Here is a 16,821-nt window from a genome sequence, read left to right on the forward strand (position 1 = left end):
AGAAACGCCACCAGTGATTTAAAGAGAGGTTCCTTCCATGCCGGAATATCGGTCCCGTACAACAACACATGGCCGCAACATGGCTGGTGCGCGCGGCCTTTGGCGCGCCACTGGCATGAAAGACGAAGACTTCGACAAGCCGATCATTGCGGTCGTCAACAGCTTCACCCAGTTCGTGCCCGGTCACGTGCACCTCAAAGACCTTGGTCAGATGGTCGCGCGCGAGATCGAGGCATCCGGCGGTGTCGCCAAGGAATTCAACACCATTGCCGTTGATGATGGCATCGCGATGGGCCATGACGGCATGCTCTATAGCCTGCCGTCGCGCGAAATCATTGCTGATTCCGTCGAATACATGGTCAATGCCCATTGCGCCGATGCGATGGTCTGCATTTCCAACTGCGATAAAATTACCCCGGGCATGTTGATGGCGGCGATGCGCCTTAACGTCCCGTGCGTATTCGTATCCGGTGGCCCGATGGAGGCCGGCAAGGTCACCATCGAAGGCAAGGAACACCACCTTGATCTGGTCGATGCCATGGTGCAGGCCGCCGATCCGAACATCTCCGACGAACAGGTCAAAGTTGTTGAGCGCTCGGCATGCCCTACCTGCGGCTCGTGCTCTGGCATGTTTACCGCCAACTCGATGAACTGCCTGGCCGAGGCGCTTGGTCTCGCACTTCCGGGTAACGGTTCGGTGCTGGCAACGCACGCCGCGCGTCAGGAGCTTTTCCTTGAGGCGGCCCGGACTTCGGTCAAGCTGGCGCGCCGTTACTACGAAGAAGAAGACGAGGGCGCGACCCCGCGCGGTATCGCAACCTTCAAGGCATTTGAAAACGCCATGGCGCTTGATATCGCCATGGGTGGGTCGACCAACACGGTTCTGCATTTGCTGGCGATCGCCAAGGAAGCCGAAGTCGATTTCACCATGACCGATATGGATCGCCTGTCGCGCAAGATCCCGTATCTGTCCAAGGTCGCGCCGAACCATCCCATGTTCCATATGGAAGACGTTCATCGTGCCGGTGGCATCATGCGTATTCTTGGCGAACTTGATCGCGCAGGTCTGCTGCATACTGATGTCTCCACGGTGCATTCCAAGACCATGGCCGACGCCCTTGAAAAGTGGGACATCAAACGCACCACCAACGAGGCCGTGCACAAATTCTTCCGCGCCATGCCGGGCGGGATTCCGACCCAAACCGCGTTCAGTCAGGAACGTTATTGGGACGACCTTGATCTTGATGAGAAAGAAGGCTGCATTCGTGATGTCGCCCATGCCTATAGTCAGGATGGTGGTCTGGCTGTTCTGTTTGGCAACCTGGCTGCCAATGGCTGCGTGGTCAAAACCGGTGGTGTCGACGAAAGCATCCTGAAATTCACTGGGCCGGCCGTGATCTGCGAAAGCCAGGACGAAGCTGTTGCCAAGGTTCTCGGTGGTGAGGTCAAGGAAGGCGACGTTGTCGTCATCCGCTACGAAGGCCCCAAAGGTGGTCCGGGTATGCAGGAAATGCTGTATCCGACCAGCTATCTGAAATCGATGGGGCTGGGTAAAGCCTGTGCGTTGGTTACCGATGGTCGTTTCTCTGGTGGGACGTCGGGCCTGTCGATCGGTCACGTATCCCCGAAGCAGCCGCTGGTGGTGACATCGCGCTGGTCGAACCGGGTGACATGATCGAAATCGACATCCCGAACCGTTCGATCCGCATTGCGGTCGATGATGCGGTTCTGGCCGCCCGCCGTCAGGCGATGGAAGCCAAGGGCCCCGAAGCATGGCGTCCGGCCAAGCCGCGCAAACGCAAGGTCTCAACCGCCCTTCGTGCCTATGCCGCCATGGCCACCAGTGCCGATCAGGGTGCGGTCCGTGACGTCACGCAGGTTGAATTCTGATCTGCGGAGAGTCGCAAGATAACCAAACAAAAAGGGCGCCGTTTGGCGCCCTTTTTTCATTATCGGATTTTGGTGGCTCAGGCCAATGCACTTTCGATTGGCAGGTACTCATAGCCAAGCGCATCTGCCACGGCCTTATAAGTGATCTTGCCCGCATGGACGTTAAGCCCGGCCGCCAGATGCGGATCGTCCTGACAGGCTCTCTTCCATCCCTTGTCGGCCAGGGCCAGGGCAAAGGGCAGGGTGGCGTTATTGAGCGCAAAGGTCGATGTCCGGGCGACCGCACCGGGCATGTTTGCCACGCAATAATGCACGACATCATCGACGATATAGGTTGGGTCGGCATGGGTGGTTGCCTTGGATGTTTCAAAACATCCGCCCTGATCAATCGCCACATCAACAATCACCGAACCCGGCTTCATGCGTGACAGCTGTTCTTTCTTGATCAGTTTTGGTGCCGCCGCACCCGGGACAAGCACTGCACCCACGACCATGTCAGCCTCAAGCACAAGCGCCTCGGTATCATCAATGGTGGCGTATTGGGTTTTGATGCGCGGGCCATACAGATCATCAAGATAGGTCAGGCGTTTGACGTTCTTATCAAGGATGATCACATCCGCGCCCATGCCCGCTGCAATGCGCGCGGCATTGGTACCAACGACACCGCCACCAATGACAACGACCTTGGCCGGCGCCACACCCGGCACACCGCCAAGTAACATGCCCCGTCCGCCATTGGCTTTCTGAAGGGCGGCCGCCCCGACCTGCGGGGCCATGCGACCGGCAACTTCCGACATCGGTGCCAGCAATGGCAAGCCACCTGCGCGGTCGGTGACGGTTTCATAGGCAATTGCGGTGACACCGGATTTGACCAGACCGGCGGTCTGATCGGGGTCCGGTGCGAGATGCAGATAGGTAAACAGCAACTGGCCTTCGCGGAGTTGCTCATACTCGACCTTCTGCGGTTCCTTGACCTTGATGATCATCTCGGCACTGGCAAAGATATCGGATGCGCTGGCCGCAATCGTCGCACCGGCAGCGACATAATCATTATCAGTAAAGCCGATGCCAGCACCGGCCATGGTTTCGACCTGCACCTTGTGGCCATGTGCGACCAGTTCGCGGACCGAACTTGGCGTCAGTCCGACACGATATTCGTGGTTTTTGATTTCCTTTGGAACACCAATCAGCATGTCGTTTCCTCCCGACAAAATCGTGGCAATCGGGGGAACTCCCCGGCGTTTCCGGAGTTTCCCGGGCGGTTGGAATACGATGCCGCCTCTTTTGTTATTATTCTTGAATGATACCCTAAAAATTGGGCAATTAATCTTCATTTCAAGGGGATGTTGGTGGTATCATTGCTATATAATTCAACAGAAACACCATGACGTCAGAGGATTATGCGAATGGAGATGGACGAACGAGATCGGATGATTCTGCGTTTGCTGCAGAAAGACGGTCGCATCAGCAATGCCGAACTTGCTGAAAAGGTGAACCTGTCGGCCTCTGCCTGCCTGCGCCGTGTACGGCTTCTTGAAGAGGCAGGCTTCATTGATCACTACACCATGCTTCTTAATCCCGCGCGGATCGGCAAGCCGGGCAATGCCTTTGTCAATATCGCGATTACCCGCCAAACCCGCGAGGCACTTGAAACCTTTGAACTCGAAATTCAAAAGGTGCCTGAAGTTGTCGAATGTTATTTGCTGGCCGGGCAAAGCGACTATCTTGTCCATGTCGTCTATAGCGACACCGCCGACTATGAACGCATCCATAGTGAAGTCCTGACCCAGCTTCCCGGTGTCGAACGTGTTCAGACTGTCATCACGCTCCGAGAAGTCAAACGCACCACCGAACTGCCGGTCTGAGCTGTGATCTGCCGCCGGATCCCGGTTATTTCACGATATGGAATGTCATGAAGTGATGCCGGGCCAGTGGCGCCTGGTCATCATTGCAGCTGGTGGGGCGGAATGCGACTCGAACAAAAAACTGTACGATATTTGTGGTTTTGTTCAGAATGCGTTATGGTGATTGATTGTATGTGACCGGAATTCATCTAAATTGGTCTCTATTTGGTCAGAAAAATGTATGCGTTTTCAATGCTTCATGAATTTTGTCCAGTTATTCCAATCCTGCAGTTTGACTTTTAGGTGAATTAAAATGCAATAATATGCCCGGGGAAAATACGTTGGGGGAAATTAATCAAATGGAACAAGACAATCTTGTTCGCGCTCGTAGCCATGAGCAGAAACTAAAACGCCGTGCTGATATTCTCGAAGCTGCCCGCAAGCTCTATCTCGTAGGTGATGGAACCCTGCCGTCGGCCGCAGAAGTCGCACGCAAGGCGAACTTGGCCAAAGGCACGCTTTACCTTTATTTTTCAAGCAAGGAAGCATTGTTTCTTGAAGTGTTGCGTCACTTCCAGAAAGAGTGGTTTGAAAACAATCTTGATGTGATTGATCAGGAAGCGCTGCGCCGGCCCGAAGAACGGGATTCAACCCGTGTGGCCCGCCAGTTCGTGCAATATCTGGTCAAGAACGACAAGTTCCTGCATCTCGCATCACTGTCGCAAGGTGTTCTGGAATCTGGCTCCGACGATGAAATGGTCATCAACCAGCGCCGTTTCGTGGCATCCATGGTCAAACGTACCGCCGATGCACTGGCCGAGCTTTATGAAATCACGCCGGATGCCGCCAGCAAGCTGATGCGCTCTTCCTATGCGCTGGTTCTGGGGTTATGGCAGATGTCGCAGCTGCCGGACCGCGTCATCAAGCTGATGGAACAGAACGCGCTCAATAACCTGATCATTGATTTCGAAGAAGCCGCCAAAGAGGCCGTTGTCTCTTACTGGCAGGTTTCAGCACCCGGCATGAAGTGCCGTGAAATGATGCGCAAGGCGGCCGAAGGCAACTGCTAAGCCGAGGCCACGACAAGCCAAAATACAAAACAGCGCCGGATGAATTTCCGGCGCTGTTTTTTTGTGTTGTCTGCGTAAAGGAAGCAGGTGCCCCAAGTAGCGCCTTAGTGTTGCGCGTCCGCCCCGGCAGAGGCACGGCTGCGCATCCGCTCGGACCGCAGGATCATCAGGCTGGCAATCACGATCATCACCGATACCGCCAGAATAATCAGGGTTGCCAGTGCATTGATTTCCGGCGAGACCCCCAGACGCACGGATGAAAACACCTTCATCGGAAGTGTGGTCGAACCCGGACCGGCAACAAAGCTTGCAATCACCAGATCATCCAGCGACAGGGTAAAGGACAGCAGCCACCCGGCGAGCAACGCAGGCAGGATCATCGGAAGCGTAATGACAAAGAAGATCTTGGCAGGCTTGGCGCCCAGATCCATTGCCGCTTCCTCGACCGAGGTATCCATCCCCGACAGGCGCGATTGCACCACAACCGCGACATAGGCCGCACAGAAGGTCGTATGCGCAATCGTGATCGTCGAAAGACCACGCCCGGCCGGCCAGCCAATCATTTGCTCAAGCGTTACAAACAACAGCAAAAGCGACAGACCGGTAATAACCTCTGGCATCACCAGCGGGGCGGCGATCATGCCTGAAAAAAGCGTGCGTCCCTTGAACCGGCCAAAGCGTGACATCACAAGCCCCGCCGGCGTGCCAAGTGCCAGGGCAAGGGTCGCTGACATCACCCCGATACGCAGGCTGTTCCAGGCGGCATCAATCATGCCGTCATTGGAAAACAGCGACACATACCATTTGGTCGAAAAGCCGGCCCAGACGGTCACAAGCTTCCCTTCGTTAAAGGAATAGATCATGACAAGCAGGATCGGCACATACAGAAAGGCAAAGCCAAACACCAATGCCGAAATCAGGAAGGTTGAACGTTTGCTGCTCATTGCTGGCGCTCCTCCTGCTTGGTCTGGATATGCTGGAACCACATGATCGGCACGACAAGGAACAGCAGCATCGCAATCGCAACGCTTGAGGCAATCGGCCAGTCACGGTTGGCAAAGAACTCGTTCCAAAGGGTTCGACCGATCATCAGCGTGTTCGGACCGCCTAGAAGTTCCGGAATAACGAATTCACCCACAGCCGGAATAAACACCAGAAGTGAGCCCGCCAAAATGCCCGGCATGGAAAGCGGCAGGGTAATCTTGGCAAAAGCCTGCCAAGGCTTGCAGCCCAGATCAAGGGCAGCTTCCACCAGGCTGATATCCATTTTTTCAAGTGTCGAATACAGCGGCAGGATCATGAAGGGCAGGTAGGTATAGACAATCCCGACATAGACCGCGAATTCCGTCTGCCGCATGATCAGCGGTTCGGAAATGATGCCCGTCCACATAAGGAACGCGTTGATCAAGCCTTCGCGGTCAAGGATCCCGATCCAGGCATATACACGGATCAGGAAGCTGGTCCAGAACGGCAGGATCACAAGCATCAGCAACACACTGCGCATCGATCCTTGGGCGCGCGCAATCCCATAGGCCATCGGATAACCGATCAGAAGCGTGATGACGGTCGATATCGCCGCAATCCGGATCGAGTTGAGGTAGGCCGTGACATAAAGGCTGTCAGATAGAAGGAACAGGTAGTTCCCGAAATTGAGTGTGATCGTGATGCCTTCATCGATCCATTCAAACAGCGGCGTATAGGGCGGCTGTGCGTATTCGGCGACGGAAAAGCTGATCTTGAGAACGATCAGGAACGGCACAAGGAAGAACAAAAACAGCCAGAAATACGGGATACCAACCACCAGTACCCGCCCATGTTTGATCATCCAGCGATCAAAACGTTGTTTGAGGGTCAAGCGGCCCTCTTGCTTGTCACTGCTCATTTGTTCAGTACCGAAGCAGCCCCGGCCTCCCACGATACCCAGACTGTGTCTTCCCACGTATAGCGCGGCTCGATCTGGCGGGTGGAGTTCGGCTCGGTCACCTTGATGCGTTTGCCGCTTTCAAGGCGCACGTGATAGGTCGAAATACCACCAAGATAACCGATCTCTTCGACCTTGCCCGACACGCAATTGTATTTGGTTTCTTTGGGCGCTTCCTTGGTGATGCGAAGCCGCTCGGGACGTAACGCCACCCAGAAGGTCATGCCTTCATGGCCCTGAACAGCGTGATCGATATAAATCTCGCAACCGGCCTCATCCGATTTGATGACGGCATATTTTTCATCGTCATCAACCAGAACACCTTCGATCAGGTTGACCTGGCCAAGGAAGTTCGCGGTATAGCGGCTGTTGGGATATTCATAAAGTTCGAACGGGGTGCCGGTCTGGTTGATCACCCCTTCATTCATCACGGCAATGCGCGATGCCATGGTCATGGCTTCTTCCTGGTCGTGGGTCACCATGACAAAGGTGGTGCCGACCTTTTCCTGAATGTTGACCAGCTCGAACTGGGTCTGTTCGCGCAGTTTCTTGTCAAGCGCGCCCAGCGGTTCGTCGAGCAACAGCACCTTTGGCCGTTTGATCAGCGACCGCGCCAATGCAACGCGCTGGCGCTGACCACCCGAAAGCTGATGGGGTTTGCGCTTGGCAAATTTGCTCATCTGCACAAGGCCCAGCATTTCGGCGACCAGTTCCTTGATCTCGCTGCGCGAAACGCCATCCTGCACCAGCCCGAACGCGACATTCTGTTCCACACTCATATGCGGGAACAGGGCATAGGACTGGAACATCATGTTGGTCGGGCGTTCATAGGCCGGGACCCCGGCCATATCGACACCATCGATGTAAATCTTGCCTGATGTGGGTTCTTCGAACCCTGCCAGCATGCGCAACAGCGTGGTCTTCCCGCAACCTGACCCACCCAGAAGGGCGAAAAGCTCGTGGCGATAGATATCCAGGGAAACATCATCGACGGCATAGAAGTCGCCGAATTTCTTGGTCACATTCTCAAAGCGGATATAGGGAACCGCGTCCGGATTGTTCCAAGGTTGCGTCTTGTGCACATCCTCGTGCACGCGCTCCAAAACCGCCTCTGACACCAGCATTCTCCCCTGTTTCAATGTCAAGATGAACCGCTTCAATCAGACGTCAGTCCCTGATGACCTGGTGCGCAATCGTTTGATGTTGCAGCACTGCCCATTGGTCGGTTCTTCCTGATAACAGGATGAAGCAATTCTGCAATCTGTAAAGAGGGGTGTGCGATATTTTGAACAACAATCACCGTTTGATGCCTAAATTGGCAGGGAATCGGCATGTGGTGTTCAGAAAATGTGCATTTCTGCGAAAGGGTCTGGTTGTCGGAAACAGGCTGACTGCAACCAATAAAGCGCCGTGATCACGAGTCACCGGCTGCCTGGCCGCATCGTTGCGCACGACTGAAAAGCAAAAGGGCGCGACCAAAATCGCGCCCTTCGCAAGGATCAGGGATCGCAATCCGTCAGGATCGCTTTCGATCACTTACTGACCGGTTTTAAGCTTCGTCCACAGACGGGTACGGGTACGCAGCAGGCGTGAACCCGGCTCGACTTTCGAACGCAGACGCTCTTTTACTTCCTGCGGCGGATAGATGCCCGGATCTTCCAGAAGGGACGGGTCAACCAGTTCCATCGCGGCAAGGTTCGGGGTTGCATAGGCAACATAGTTCGCGATTTCAGCTTCGACATCGGCACGCAGCACATAGTCGATGAACTTGTGCGCCAGATCCGGGTTCGGTGCATCTTCCGGGATCATCATCGCGTCAAACCAGATCAGGGTGCCTTCCTTCGGAATGACATACTTGATCTCGTTGCCGTTGCCGGCTTCTTCTGCACGAAGGGCGGCCATGCCGACATCGCCCGACCAGCCAACAGAAATACAAACGTTACCGTTTGCAAGGTCGTTGATGTACTGGGAGCTATGGAAATAGGTCACATGCGGACGGATTTTCTCAAGCTGCTCAAAGGCGCTTTCGATCGATTCCGTGGTCGGTTCGCCTTCCGGCACATTGCCAAGATAGAAGTTCACCAGCGGTACGATCTCGCCCGGATCATCCAGAAGCGACAGGCCGCATGACGACAGCTTTTCGGCATATTTCGGATCAAAGATCATCGCCCAGCTATCAAGCGGGGCATCGTCACCCAGAACTTCCTGAACTTTGGCAACGTTATAGCCAAAGCCGTTGGTGCCCCAGAAATACGGCACGGCAAAGGTGTTGTCCGGGTCGTATTTTGCCTGCTGTTCAAGGATCACCGGATCCAGGTTGCCATAGTTCGACAGTTTGGATTTGTCGATCGGCTGGAACAGCTTGGCTTTGATCAGGCGTTCGGCATCGGCAAGGGTCGGCACCACGATGTCATAGCCGGAATTACCGGCCAGCAGCTTGGCTTCAACCAACTGGTTGCTGTCATAAACGTCATAGTTGACCTTGACGCCGTATTCCTTTTCGAAATTCGCAACGGTTTCCTCGCCGATATAATCCGACCAGTTATAAACGTTGAGAACTTCCTGTGCCGATGCACCAGTGGCAAAGCCAGATACGGCAGCCGCAAGCACAACCAGGCTTGATGTTTTAAGAAGAGATTTCATTTCGCTGAGCCTCCCATGTGGCAGCGTTTGAAAGTTTACCGGTTCTGTTTTGGTCCCCCAGAACCCGGGGCTTATCGTAATATCCTTCGAATGCTTCAGGATATTGTCAAATACAAGATGGAAAAATGTGCATATTTCGCATCATGTAAAAAATTGTGCATTTAACATGCAACAATCTTGCGCCGGGCAGCAAGTCCCGGCGCAAAATTCGACAGGCGTCTTTTAAACGTTCAGCAACAGGTGCTCACGCTCCCACGCGCTGATTACGGTCTGATAGGCATCCCATTCCGCTTCCTTGACCGCAATAACGGCGGCAGCGAACTCTTCACCCAGCAGTTCCTTAAGCGGCTTGCAACGATGGAATTTCGCAAGTGCTTCGTGGATGTGACGCGGCAGGGAATGCGCACGGTCATAGCCCGAACCTTCGATCGGGGCTGTCGCATCGACTTCCTCGATAATGCCAAGCAGGCCACAGGCAAGCGACGCCGCAACCGCCAGATACGGGTTGGCATCTGCCCCCGGTAGACGGTTTTCAATACGGCGTGCCGCGGGCGGGCCATTCGGCTGGCGCAGGCCGACCGTGCGGTTATCAAGTGACCAGTGCATGTTGATCGGGGCATCCGACCAGGGCTGCAAACGGCGATAACTGTTCATGTTTGGCGCCAGAAGCGGCATGGCCGCCGGCAGGTAACGCTGCAGGCCACCGATATAGTTCAGGAACAGTTTCGAGTTTTCCCCGTCATCATCGGCAAACAGGTTCTTGCCGGTGTTGATATCCAGAAGACTCTGGTGAATATGCATCGAGCTTCCCGGCAAATTGCCCATCGGCTTGGCCATGAACGTGCCATAGACGCCGTGTTTGAGTGCCGTTTCACGCAGCGTACGTTTGAACAAAAAGGCCTGATCGGCCAGTTCAAGCGGATCACCATGGTTAAAGTTCATTTCAAGCTGGGCCGGACCCGACTCGTGGCTCATGGTATCGGCGTCGATATTCATGGCCTCGCAATAGTCATACAGGTCTTCAATCAGCGGATCGAACTCGTTGATGGCATCAATACCAAACGCGTTTGATGCGCGTTCCGGACGGCCGGAACGGCCAATCGGCGGCTCCAGTGGGTTGTCCGGATCGGTGTTCTTTGCCACCAGATAAAATTCAAGTTCTGGCGCGATGATCGGCCGCATGCCGCGTTCTTCAAACGCCTTGAGAACACGTTTAAGTACGCCGCGCGGGGACGTCGAAACTTCTTCGCCGGAAAAATGGAAACAGTCGCAGATGATCTGGGCCGTCGGCTCCTCGTACCACGGCACAACGCGCACGGTTTCCGGGTCGGGAACCATCGCCACGTCCTTTTCGGCCGGGTCAAGGAAGGCATCGGTTTCCTCCGGGTAGCCGCCGGTTACCGTCAGGCAGAAAATTGCTTCGGGGATGGCAAGGCTTTTGGCCTCCAGCCCCTTAAGAAACTTCTGTGTCGGAAGAACCTTGCCCCGCGCAACGCCGGACATGTCCGGAACAATGCATTCGACTTCTTCGATTTTTCGCTCGGATAGCCACGTCTTGAGATCGGTGCTCATGTGTAGTCGGGCGCTTTCACGCCAGTCCTTCAAAATTGCATTTTCTTGCGTTTTTCGGGCCATTCCCGAACAAATTCACAAGAAAGGATGTTTGTCTTCGAAGACTATTGTATTTAATTTCGTTATTGTCGTGTTTATTAGAATTATAGACGAATTTTCGGTTGGATCGTCGAAGATATCGTTTCATATCTCTGGAACGATCCTACCAGATTGCGCTATAGTCGCGCCACAATATTTAAGAGCAGCGTTTGGATGCTGGTCAAGGAGGTATTATGAAAATCGCACATCCGTATCTTATGTTTCTTGGTGACGCGCCGGACGAACTGGCTGCAAAAACCGCAATCGGCATCAAGCAGTGGCGCCCGGAATGGTGCGTCGGTCAGATGAGTCTGCCGGGCTGTCAGGCGGACCTTGGTCTGCCGGAAATGTCGATCGCCGAAGCAAAGGCAGCAGGCGTTAAAACCCTGGTGCTGGGCGTTGCCAACCGTGGCGGGATCATTGGTCCGGCATGGATGGAAACCCTGCTGGCGGCAATCGACGCTGGCATGGACATCGCCAACGGTCTGCACACCCGTCTTTCGTCGATTCCCGAACTGGTGGATGCGGCCAAGGCCAAGGGTGTTAGCCTGTTTGACGTGCGTCACTTCGACGGCAAGGTGCCGGTCGGCAACGGTGAAAAACGTTCCGGCAAGCGCGTTCTGGCTGTTGGTACCGACTGTTCGGTCGGTAAGATGTACACCGCCCTTGCAATCGACGCCGAATTCAAAAAACGCGGTATCAAGTCCGACTTCCGTGCAACTGGCCAGACCGGTATCTTCATCGCCGGTGAAGGCATCTCGGTTGATGCGGTGATTTCCGACTTTATCTCGGGCGCTGTTGAAACCATTGCGCCGGCCAATGACCCGGATCACTGGGACGTCATGGAAGGGCAGGGCAGCCTGTTCCACGCATCGTTCGCCGGTGTTTCCATGGGCCTGATCCACGGCTCCCAGCCGGACGCCCTTGTCGTCTGCCACGAGCCGACCCGTGCCCACATGCGTGGTCTTCCGGGGTATAAGCTCCCGGATCTGAAAACCTGCCTCGACGTCAACCTGTTGCACGCCAAACTGACCAACCCGGATTGCAAGGTTGTCGGTTTTGCCATCAACACCAAGGCGCTTGATGACGCAGCAGCCAAGAAACTTCTGGCTGACATCGAAGCCGAATTCGGTCTTCCGGCTGTTGACCCGGTCCGTACCGGCGTTGCGTCGCTGGTCGACAAGCTGCAGGAGATCTAAGTTGCCAAAACTCACTGTGATTTCCGAAGTCTTCCCCCTCGCACAGGTCTTCAAGATCTCGCGCGGGGCCCGGACCGAGGCACATGTGGTCAAGGTGACGCTCAGCGACGGCACCCATACCGGGCAGGGGGAATGCGTTCCCTATGCCCGGTATAATGAAACGGTCGAAGGTGTCATTGCCGACATCGAAGCACAGGCTGACGCCCTTGACCGTGGCATGACCCGCAAGGAACTCCAGGACGCCATGAAGGCCGGTGCTGCGCGTAACGCAGTCGACTGCGCCTATTGGGATCTGGAAGCCAAGCGTATGGGACGTCGCGTGTGGGAATTGATCGGCCACAAGGCGCCCGAAGGATTGATCACGGCCGAAACGCTGTCGATTGATACCCCGGACAATATGCGCGAAGCTGCCCGCAAGATCGCCCATGCCCCGTTGCTTAAGGTCAAGCTCAATGGCGAAAACGTCCTTGAGTCGGTCCGCGCTGTGCGTGAAGGTTCGCCCAAGGCCCGCATCATTGTTGATGCCAACGAAGCCTGGTCACTTGATCTGCTCGAAGATATCGGAGCAGAACTTGATGGTCTGGGTGTCGAGATGATCGAACAGCCGCTGCCTGCCGGGCAGGATGATGGTCTGATCGATATCGATTGCCCGGTTCTTCTGTGTGCCGACGAGTCTGTTCATACGATGGCCGACATTCCGCGTCTGGCCAATCTCTATGACATGATCAACATCAAGCTCGACAAGACCGGTGGTCTCACCGGCGCGCTTGAGCTGGCCGAGGCCGCGTCAAAGGCCGGCATGCAACTGATGACCGGCTGCATGGTCGGAACGTCGCTTGCCATGGCACCCGCCATGATCACCGGTGCGATGTCGCGCATTGTCGATCTGGATGGCCCGATCTGGATGGCCAAGGATCGCGATCATGCTCTGACGTTTAAAAACGGTGTGATGGGGCTGCCGGATCGCGAACTCTGGGGTTGATAAGGCTAAACGCTATACAACGGCATAATCGCCCTGTAATCCGGGCGATATAAGACGGCGCATCGGCAAACCGGTGCGCCGTTTTTATTTCCAATGTAAAAAAAACCGGCACCCGAATTTTCGACCCAAGGTAGAAAAGCCAAGGGAAATTTTTTTTACAGCCAGATGTGGTGGTGTTTGAGTTAACTTTCCATTTACGAATCAATATCTTGCGGTATGAATTGACCGTGTAAAAGCTCTATCCCGAACCTGATCTTGCATGACGCCACCCTAATGTATAGTTGTGTCTTGGTCCATGTATGGACGGCCCTCTGAAAGCAAGGAAAATTAGACCTGTTGTGCGACCTGGTCGGGTGCATCCATGTATCCGGCCTGTTTATGGCGGCGATTCGCCTGGCCCTGATGAAGTCCGCGAATCTCGGTTCCGATCAAATAAACGCGGTCACTTGGCCGCCTGGAATAAGCTGGAGTGTCCGAAATCCCGGTAGTGACCGGTTCACATCAGTATCTGTTCACCTTGCTAACCTGTTGTAATTCCGTGGGATCTAAAAACGGTGTGTTCTATGCCGCAGTTGCAATTGCTGTTGTCCGATATGTTTCCTTTTTGGTCATCAATGCCCAGGCGATGCGCGCGGCTTTGTTGGCCATGGCGATCGTCACAAGCCTTGTCGGCTTACGCTCCAACAGCCGTTTCGCCCAATCTGCCTGCCGTGACGATTTTCGGCGAACGACGCTCAGCATGCTGGTAGCCCCTATGACAAGCAGCTTTCGCAGATACCGGTTGCCCTGTTTTGATATCCGCCCCAGACGTTCCTTGCCGCCGCTGGAATTTTGTCGCGGTACCAGACCGAGCCAGGCAGCAAACTCGCGGCCGGATTTGAAGAACGAAGGATCCGGTACCGTGGCGGCGATCGCACTCGCTGTCAGAACACCGACACCGGGTATGGACGCCAATCGCTGGCTAACCTCATTTTCCTTGTGGGCCGCCTTGATTGCCCGATCTATATCGTCGATAGCAGCTTCATTTGCCTGGAGCATGGCCACCAGTGGCCGAAGAGATGCCCGCGCCAATGCCGGCAGGCTTTCATCTTCTTCTTCCATGATGACATCAACAATCCGGTCCAGTCGTTCCCGTCCCTGGGCGGCAACCATCCCCATTTCGGCCATGTGGGAACGCAGTGCATTGACCAGCATGTTTTGCTGGCGGATCAGAAGCTCCCGGGCCTTGTGCTGCATCAGGGCGGCCTGCTGGTCTTCCGATTTGACCGGAACGAAGCGCATGTTCGGTCTGCCGACAGCCTCACAGATCGCTTCCGCATCAGCTGCATCGTTTTTACCACGACGAACATACGGCTTCACATAAGATGGCGGGATGATCCGGACATCGTGCCCGCGCGCTGCAAGCTCCCGAGCCCAGTAATGAGAAGTGCCACAGGCTTCAAGGCCGATCAGACACGGAGGGAGTTCCGAGAAGAATGAAAACATTTGCTGACGACGCAATTGGCGACGAACTGTCACGTTCCCTTCGTCGTCGACACCATGAACCTGGAAGACATTTTTGGCCAAATCCAGGCCGAGCGTGCTAACTTTCATCTGTGGATGGCTCCTGTAGTGTTTGCCCAACTGATCAATGCACTATGGCACATCGATGCCGATTTGTGGGGGCCGTCCACACCATCAAATAAAGGAACGATGAGCTATCTATATAAGGGGTCTGATCGACCCGGTTAAATCTGGTTGGAGCAGATTCGCGTGGATTCAGGCCCTCAGGAAAATAGCAGTCCGTCAAAAAAGACGTTTCGATGCTGCTATCGGGATTTTCTTTACACGCCACGGCATGCAGAACTCCTGCATCTGCGCCGCAAGGAATCGATCCAGCTTACCGCCCGTTTCGCAGCCCTTTTCGTTCTTGTCCTGATGCTTGCCGTTCCGTTCTGGGACGGGGCCTTTGCCTCTGAAATGTGGTCGTCGCAGACCTTTATCTTGCGCCTTCTGGTGGCCGGGGTTGCGCTTGTGGTTCTCACCAATCGCGCGGTCAGTGCGCGGTTGCGCCGACGTTGTCCGTACCTGCCGATGCTGATGCTGATTGTCGCGGCAAGTTTGCTGTGTGTCTTTGCTGCCAATGACCCGCTTGCGACCGACTATATGCACAGTTCGCACAGCTTCCTTCTGATCGGTCTGGTGATGATGATTGCCATCATGCCCGTCACCCTGGTCGAGGCGGCTGTTCTTTCAGTGCCATTTGCCGTGTTGCTTGTCATCGGCGCGCAAAGCGGACTTGAAACCGGCTTTGTGCCGTTTGAAATGCTGCTGGCTTTCCTATTGCCGCTCGCACTGTGCTCGGCACTGGTGCAACTTTATCGTACCGTCACAGCCGCCCACGAAATTGCCATTGATCCCCTGACCAACTGTTATACCCGTGCCTTTGGCATGGAAATGATCCGCGTCAGCTTCGAAGGTGCGCTTCGTAAAAAGGTGCCTTATACCGTTGCGTTCATTGACCTTGATGATTTCAAGCAGATCAATGACCGTTACGGTCATGATTACGGTGACCGTATTCTCGGTGAAGTCGGCAATAACCTGATCCACCGTTTCCGCCGCTCTGATCTTGTGGTGCGTTGGGGCGGGGAGGAATTCCTTGTTCTGCTGCCCGAACTCGGTCGGGCGCGCGCAGCCGAGGTGCTTGAACGCGTCATGGCGCCGGGGCTGGCAAAGCTTGAAAACGGACAGGTGCAAAAGGCCAGTGTTGGTCTTTCCGAACGCATCGAGGATGCCATTGCCCTGCCGCAAAACCTGATCGAGCTTGCCGATCAACGCATGTATGACGCCAAAAAGCGCCGGGATCGCGATGATCTGGTTGCGCAGGGCTATTCCGGGCGGCGTAACACCGTCAGTGCGCTGGCATCCCCGCCGACCGCCAATGCCCCCTCTGCTGATCAAAGCATCAACTGAGCCGCGTGTTCGCGCGGATTCCCTGCAATGCAGGCTGCTCCAGCGCGCTATCTTCCATAGATATCCTACTAGGGTCCATCAACGCATGGCGCCTGTCATCCAGGCCAAGCGCATATCTGTGCCTGCCATCTGTCGTCCTGTGACTTCTTGCAGGGCGCAGCAAGGCGTCGCAAACGATGCGGCGCATGTCTGCTCTATCTCGGATGCTGTCGGGCAGGGGGGGGCGGTTGATGCTTCCGTGCAGCGATCAAAATTTGGAATCGGCCTGAAAAACGGCATACAAACCAGCTCAGTCCTTTTCGGATTCGCACCGATTCTTTGATCCTTTGCGAACATTCGATTTTCTTCGGTGATCAAAAAATAGTCGGGAGATGTCAATTTCGCGGGCGTTTATCGGGTAATGCTGTAAAATAATGCACAAAAAAGAAGCAGTAATATTTCTGACAAAAAAATAGTCAAAAAGCTATTGCATCCTCCCCATCGAATCAGTAATCTCCATTTGTGCGCTGCGGTAGGACGCAGTGCATTCCGGCGAGCGACTTGTCGCTCGTTTCTTGGACGTTTCCTCCCTAGACTTGGGCCGCTGTCACGGGCGGCCTTCTTTTTTGCCTAAATTCAGCCCGTTAGCGAACAAAAGATCATATGTTCAACCGCTGAGCATGTGGTGCGT

The 16,821-nt window shown here is 54.9% G+C and carries 12 protein-coding genes and 1 pseudogene; 6 read left to right on the plus strand and 7 right to left on the minus strand.

Going from position 1 to position 16,821, the window contains the following annotated elements; all coding sequences use genetic code 11:
• Positions 1 to 37: 37 nt before the first annotated feature.
• Positions 38 to 1,890: pseudogene (ilvD, locus tag DY252_RS10080) on the plus strand (dihydroxy-acid dehydratase).
• Positions 1,891 to 1,967: 77 nt separating this feature from the next.
• On the opposite strand, the gene ald reads toward ilvD, so the two are convergent.
• Positions 1,968 to 3,083 carry an alanine dehydrogenase gene (gene ald, locus DY252_RS10085; RefSeq protein ID WP_064790190.1) on the minus strand — a complete coding sequence of 372 codons (1,116 nt, stop codon included), beginning with the start codon at positions 3,081 to 3,083 and terminating at the stop codon, positions 1,968 to 1,970.
• Positions 3,084 to 3,296: 213 nt separating this feature from the next.
• On the opposite strand from ald, the gene DY252_RS10090 reads away from it, so the two are divergent.
• Together DY252_RS10090 and DY252_RS10095 are read left to right on the plus strand one after the other, a co-directional pair.
• Positions 3,297 to 3,755: an Lrp/AsnC family transcriptional regulator gene (locus DY252_RS10090; protein WP_008891399.1), complete on the plus strand. Its 459-nt coding sequence runs from the start codon at positions 3,297 to 3,299 to the stop codon at positions 3,753 to 3,755.
• A 338-nt stretch (positions 3,756 to 4,093) separates the two neighbouring features.
• Positions 4,094 to 4,804, plus strand: coding sequence for a TetR/AcrR family transcriptional regulator (locus tag DY252_RS10095; protein ID WP_064790191.1), 711 nt, complete (start codon positions 4,094 to 4,096; stop codon positions 4,802 to 4,804).
• Between the two features lie 104 nt (positions 4,805 to 4,908).
• Here DY252_RS10095 and DY252_RS10100 read toward each other — a convergent pair whose 3' ends face one another.
• From DY252_RS10100 to DY252_RS10120, 5 genes are all read right to left on the minus strand, one after another.
• Positions 4,909 to 5,748 (minus strand): ABC transporter permease subunit, encoded by an 840-nt coding sequence (locus tag DY252_RS10100; RefSeq protein WP_008891401.1) that lies wholly within the window; start codon positions 5,746 to 5,748, stop codon positions 4,909 to 4,911.
• Positions 5,745 to 6,686 carry an ABC transporter permease subunit gene (locus DY252_RS10105; protein WP_064790193.1) on the minus strand — a complete coding sequence of 314 codons (942 nt, stop codon included), beginning with the start codon at positions 6,684 to 6,686 and terminating at the stop codon, positions 5,745 to 5,747. The genes DY252_RS10100 and DY252_RS10105 overlap by 4 nt, the downstream gene beginning before the upstream one ends.
• Positions 6,683 to 7,849 (minus strand): ABC transporter ATP-binding protein, encoded by a 1,167-nt coding sequence (locus DY252_RS10110; protein ID WP_008891403.1) that lies wholly within the window; start codon positions 7,847 to 7,849, stop codon positions 6,683 to 6,685. Before DY252_RS10110 ends, DY252_RS10105 begins: the two co-directional genes overlap by 4 nt.
• A gap of 412 nt (positions 7,850 to 8,261) precedes the next feature.
• Positions 8,262 to 9,368 carry a polyamine ABC transporter substrate-binding protein gene (locus DY252_RS10115; protein WP_008891404.1) on the minus strand — a complete coding sequence of 369 codons (1,107 nt, stop codon included), beginning with the start codon at positions 9,366 to 9,368 and terminating at the stop codon, positions 8,262 to 8,264.
• 222 nt (positions 9,369 to 9,590) lie between these two features.
• Positions 9,591 to 10,940 carry a glutamine synthetase family protein gene (locus tag DY252_RS10120; RefSeq protein ID WP_008891405.1) on the minus strand — a complete coding sequence of 450 codons (1,350 nt, stop codon included), beginning with the start codon at positions 10,938 to 10,940 and terminating at the stop codon, positions 9,591 to 9,593.
• A 272-nt stretch (positions 10,941 to 11,212) separates the two neighbouring features.
• Between DY252_RS10120 and dgcN the strand changes: the two genes are divergently transcribed.
• Entirely contained in the window at positions 11,213 to 12,217 is a 1,005-nt protein-coding gene (gene dgcN / locus DY252_RS10125; RefSeq protein ID WP_008891406.1) for an N-acetyltransferase DgcN, read from the plus strand.
• A gap of 1 nt (position 12,218) precedes the next feature.
• A complete protein-coding gene (gene dgcA, locus DY252_RS10130) occupies positions 12,219 to 13,199 on the plus strand; it encodes an N-acetyl-D-Glu racemase DgcA (RefSeq protein WP_008891407.1) in 981 nt (326 codons plus the stop codon).
• A 561-nt stretch (positions 13,200 to 13,760) separates the two neighbouring features.
• On the opposite strand, the gene DY252_RS10135 is transcribed toward dgcA, so the two are convergent.
• Positions 13,761 to 14,792: an IS110 family RNA-guided transposase gene (locus tag DY252_RS10135; RefSeq protein ID WP_064790854.1), complete on the minus strand. Its 1,032-nt coding sequence runs from the start codon at positions 14,790 to 14,792 to the stop codon at positions 13,761 to 13,763.
• Between the two features lie 159 nt (positions 14,793 to 14,951).
• On the opposite strand from DY252_RS10135, the gene DY252_RS10140 reads away from it, so the two are divergent.
• Positions 14,952 to 16,151, plus strand: coding sequence for a GGDEF domain-containing protein (locus DY252_RS10140; RefSeq protein WP_064790356.1), 1,200 nt, complete (start codon positions 14,952 to 14,954; stop codon positions 16,149 to 16,151).
• Positions 16,152 to 16,821 lie beyond the last annotated feature (670 nt).

This window comes from Thalassospira indica (assembly GCF_003403095.1).
In the GTDB taxonomy this organism is placed as follows: Bacteria; Pseudomonadota; Alphaproteobacteria; order Rhodospirillales; family Thalassospiraceae; genus Thalassospira; species Thalassospira indica.

Coding starts and splice junctions, on each gene's coding strand:
- ald (WP_064790190.1), bottom strand. CDS start 3,083: ATGCTGATTGGTGTTCCAAAGGAAATCAAAAACCACGAATATCGTGTC.
- DY252_RS10090 (WP_008891399.1), top strand. CDS start 3,297: ATGGAGATGGACGAACGAGATCGGATGATTCTGCGTTTGCTGCAGAAA.
- DY252_RS10095 (WP_064790191.1), top strand. CDS start 4,094: ATGGAACAAGACAATCTTGTTCGCGCTCGTAGCCATGAGCAGAAACTA.
- DY252_RS10100 (WP_008891401.1), bottom strand. CDS start 5,748: ATGAGCAGCAAACGTTCAACCTTCCTGATTTCGGCATTGGTGTTTGGC.
- DY252_RS10105 (WP_064790193.1), bottom strand. CDS start 6,686: ATGAGCAGTGACAAGCAAGAGGGCCGCTTGACCCTCAAACAACGTTTT.
- DY252_RS10110 (WP_008891403.1), bottom strand. CDS start 7,849: ATGCTGGTGTCAGAGGCGGTTTTGGAGCGCGTGCACGAGGATGTGCAC.
- DY252_RS10115 (WP_008891404.1), bottom strand. CDS start 9,368: ATGAAATCTCTTCTTAAAACATCAAGCCTGGTTGTGCTTGCGGCTGCC.
- DY252_RS10120 (WP_008891405.1), bottom strand. CDS start 10,940: ATGAGCACCGATCTCAAGACGTGGCTATCCGAGCGAAAAATCGAAGAA.
- dgcN (WP_008891406.1), top strand. CDS start 11,213: ATGAAAATCGCACATCCGTATCTTATGTTTCTTGGTGACGCGCCGGAC.
- DY252_RS10135 (WP_064790854.1), bottom strand. CDS start 14,792: ATGAAAGTTAGCACGCTCGGCCTGGATTTGGCCAAAAATGTCTTCCAG.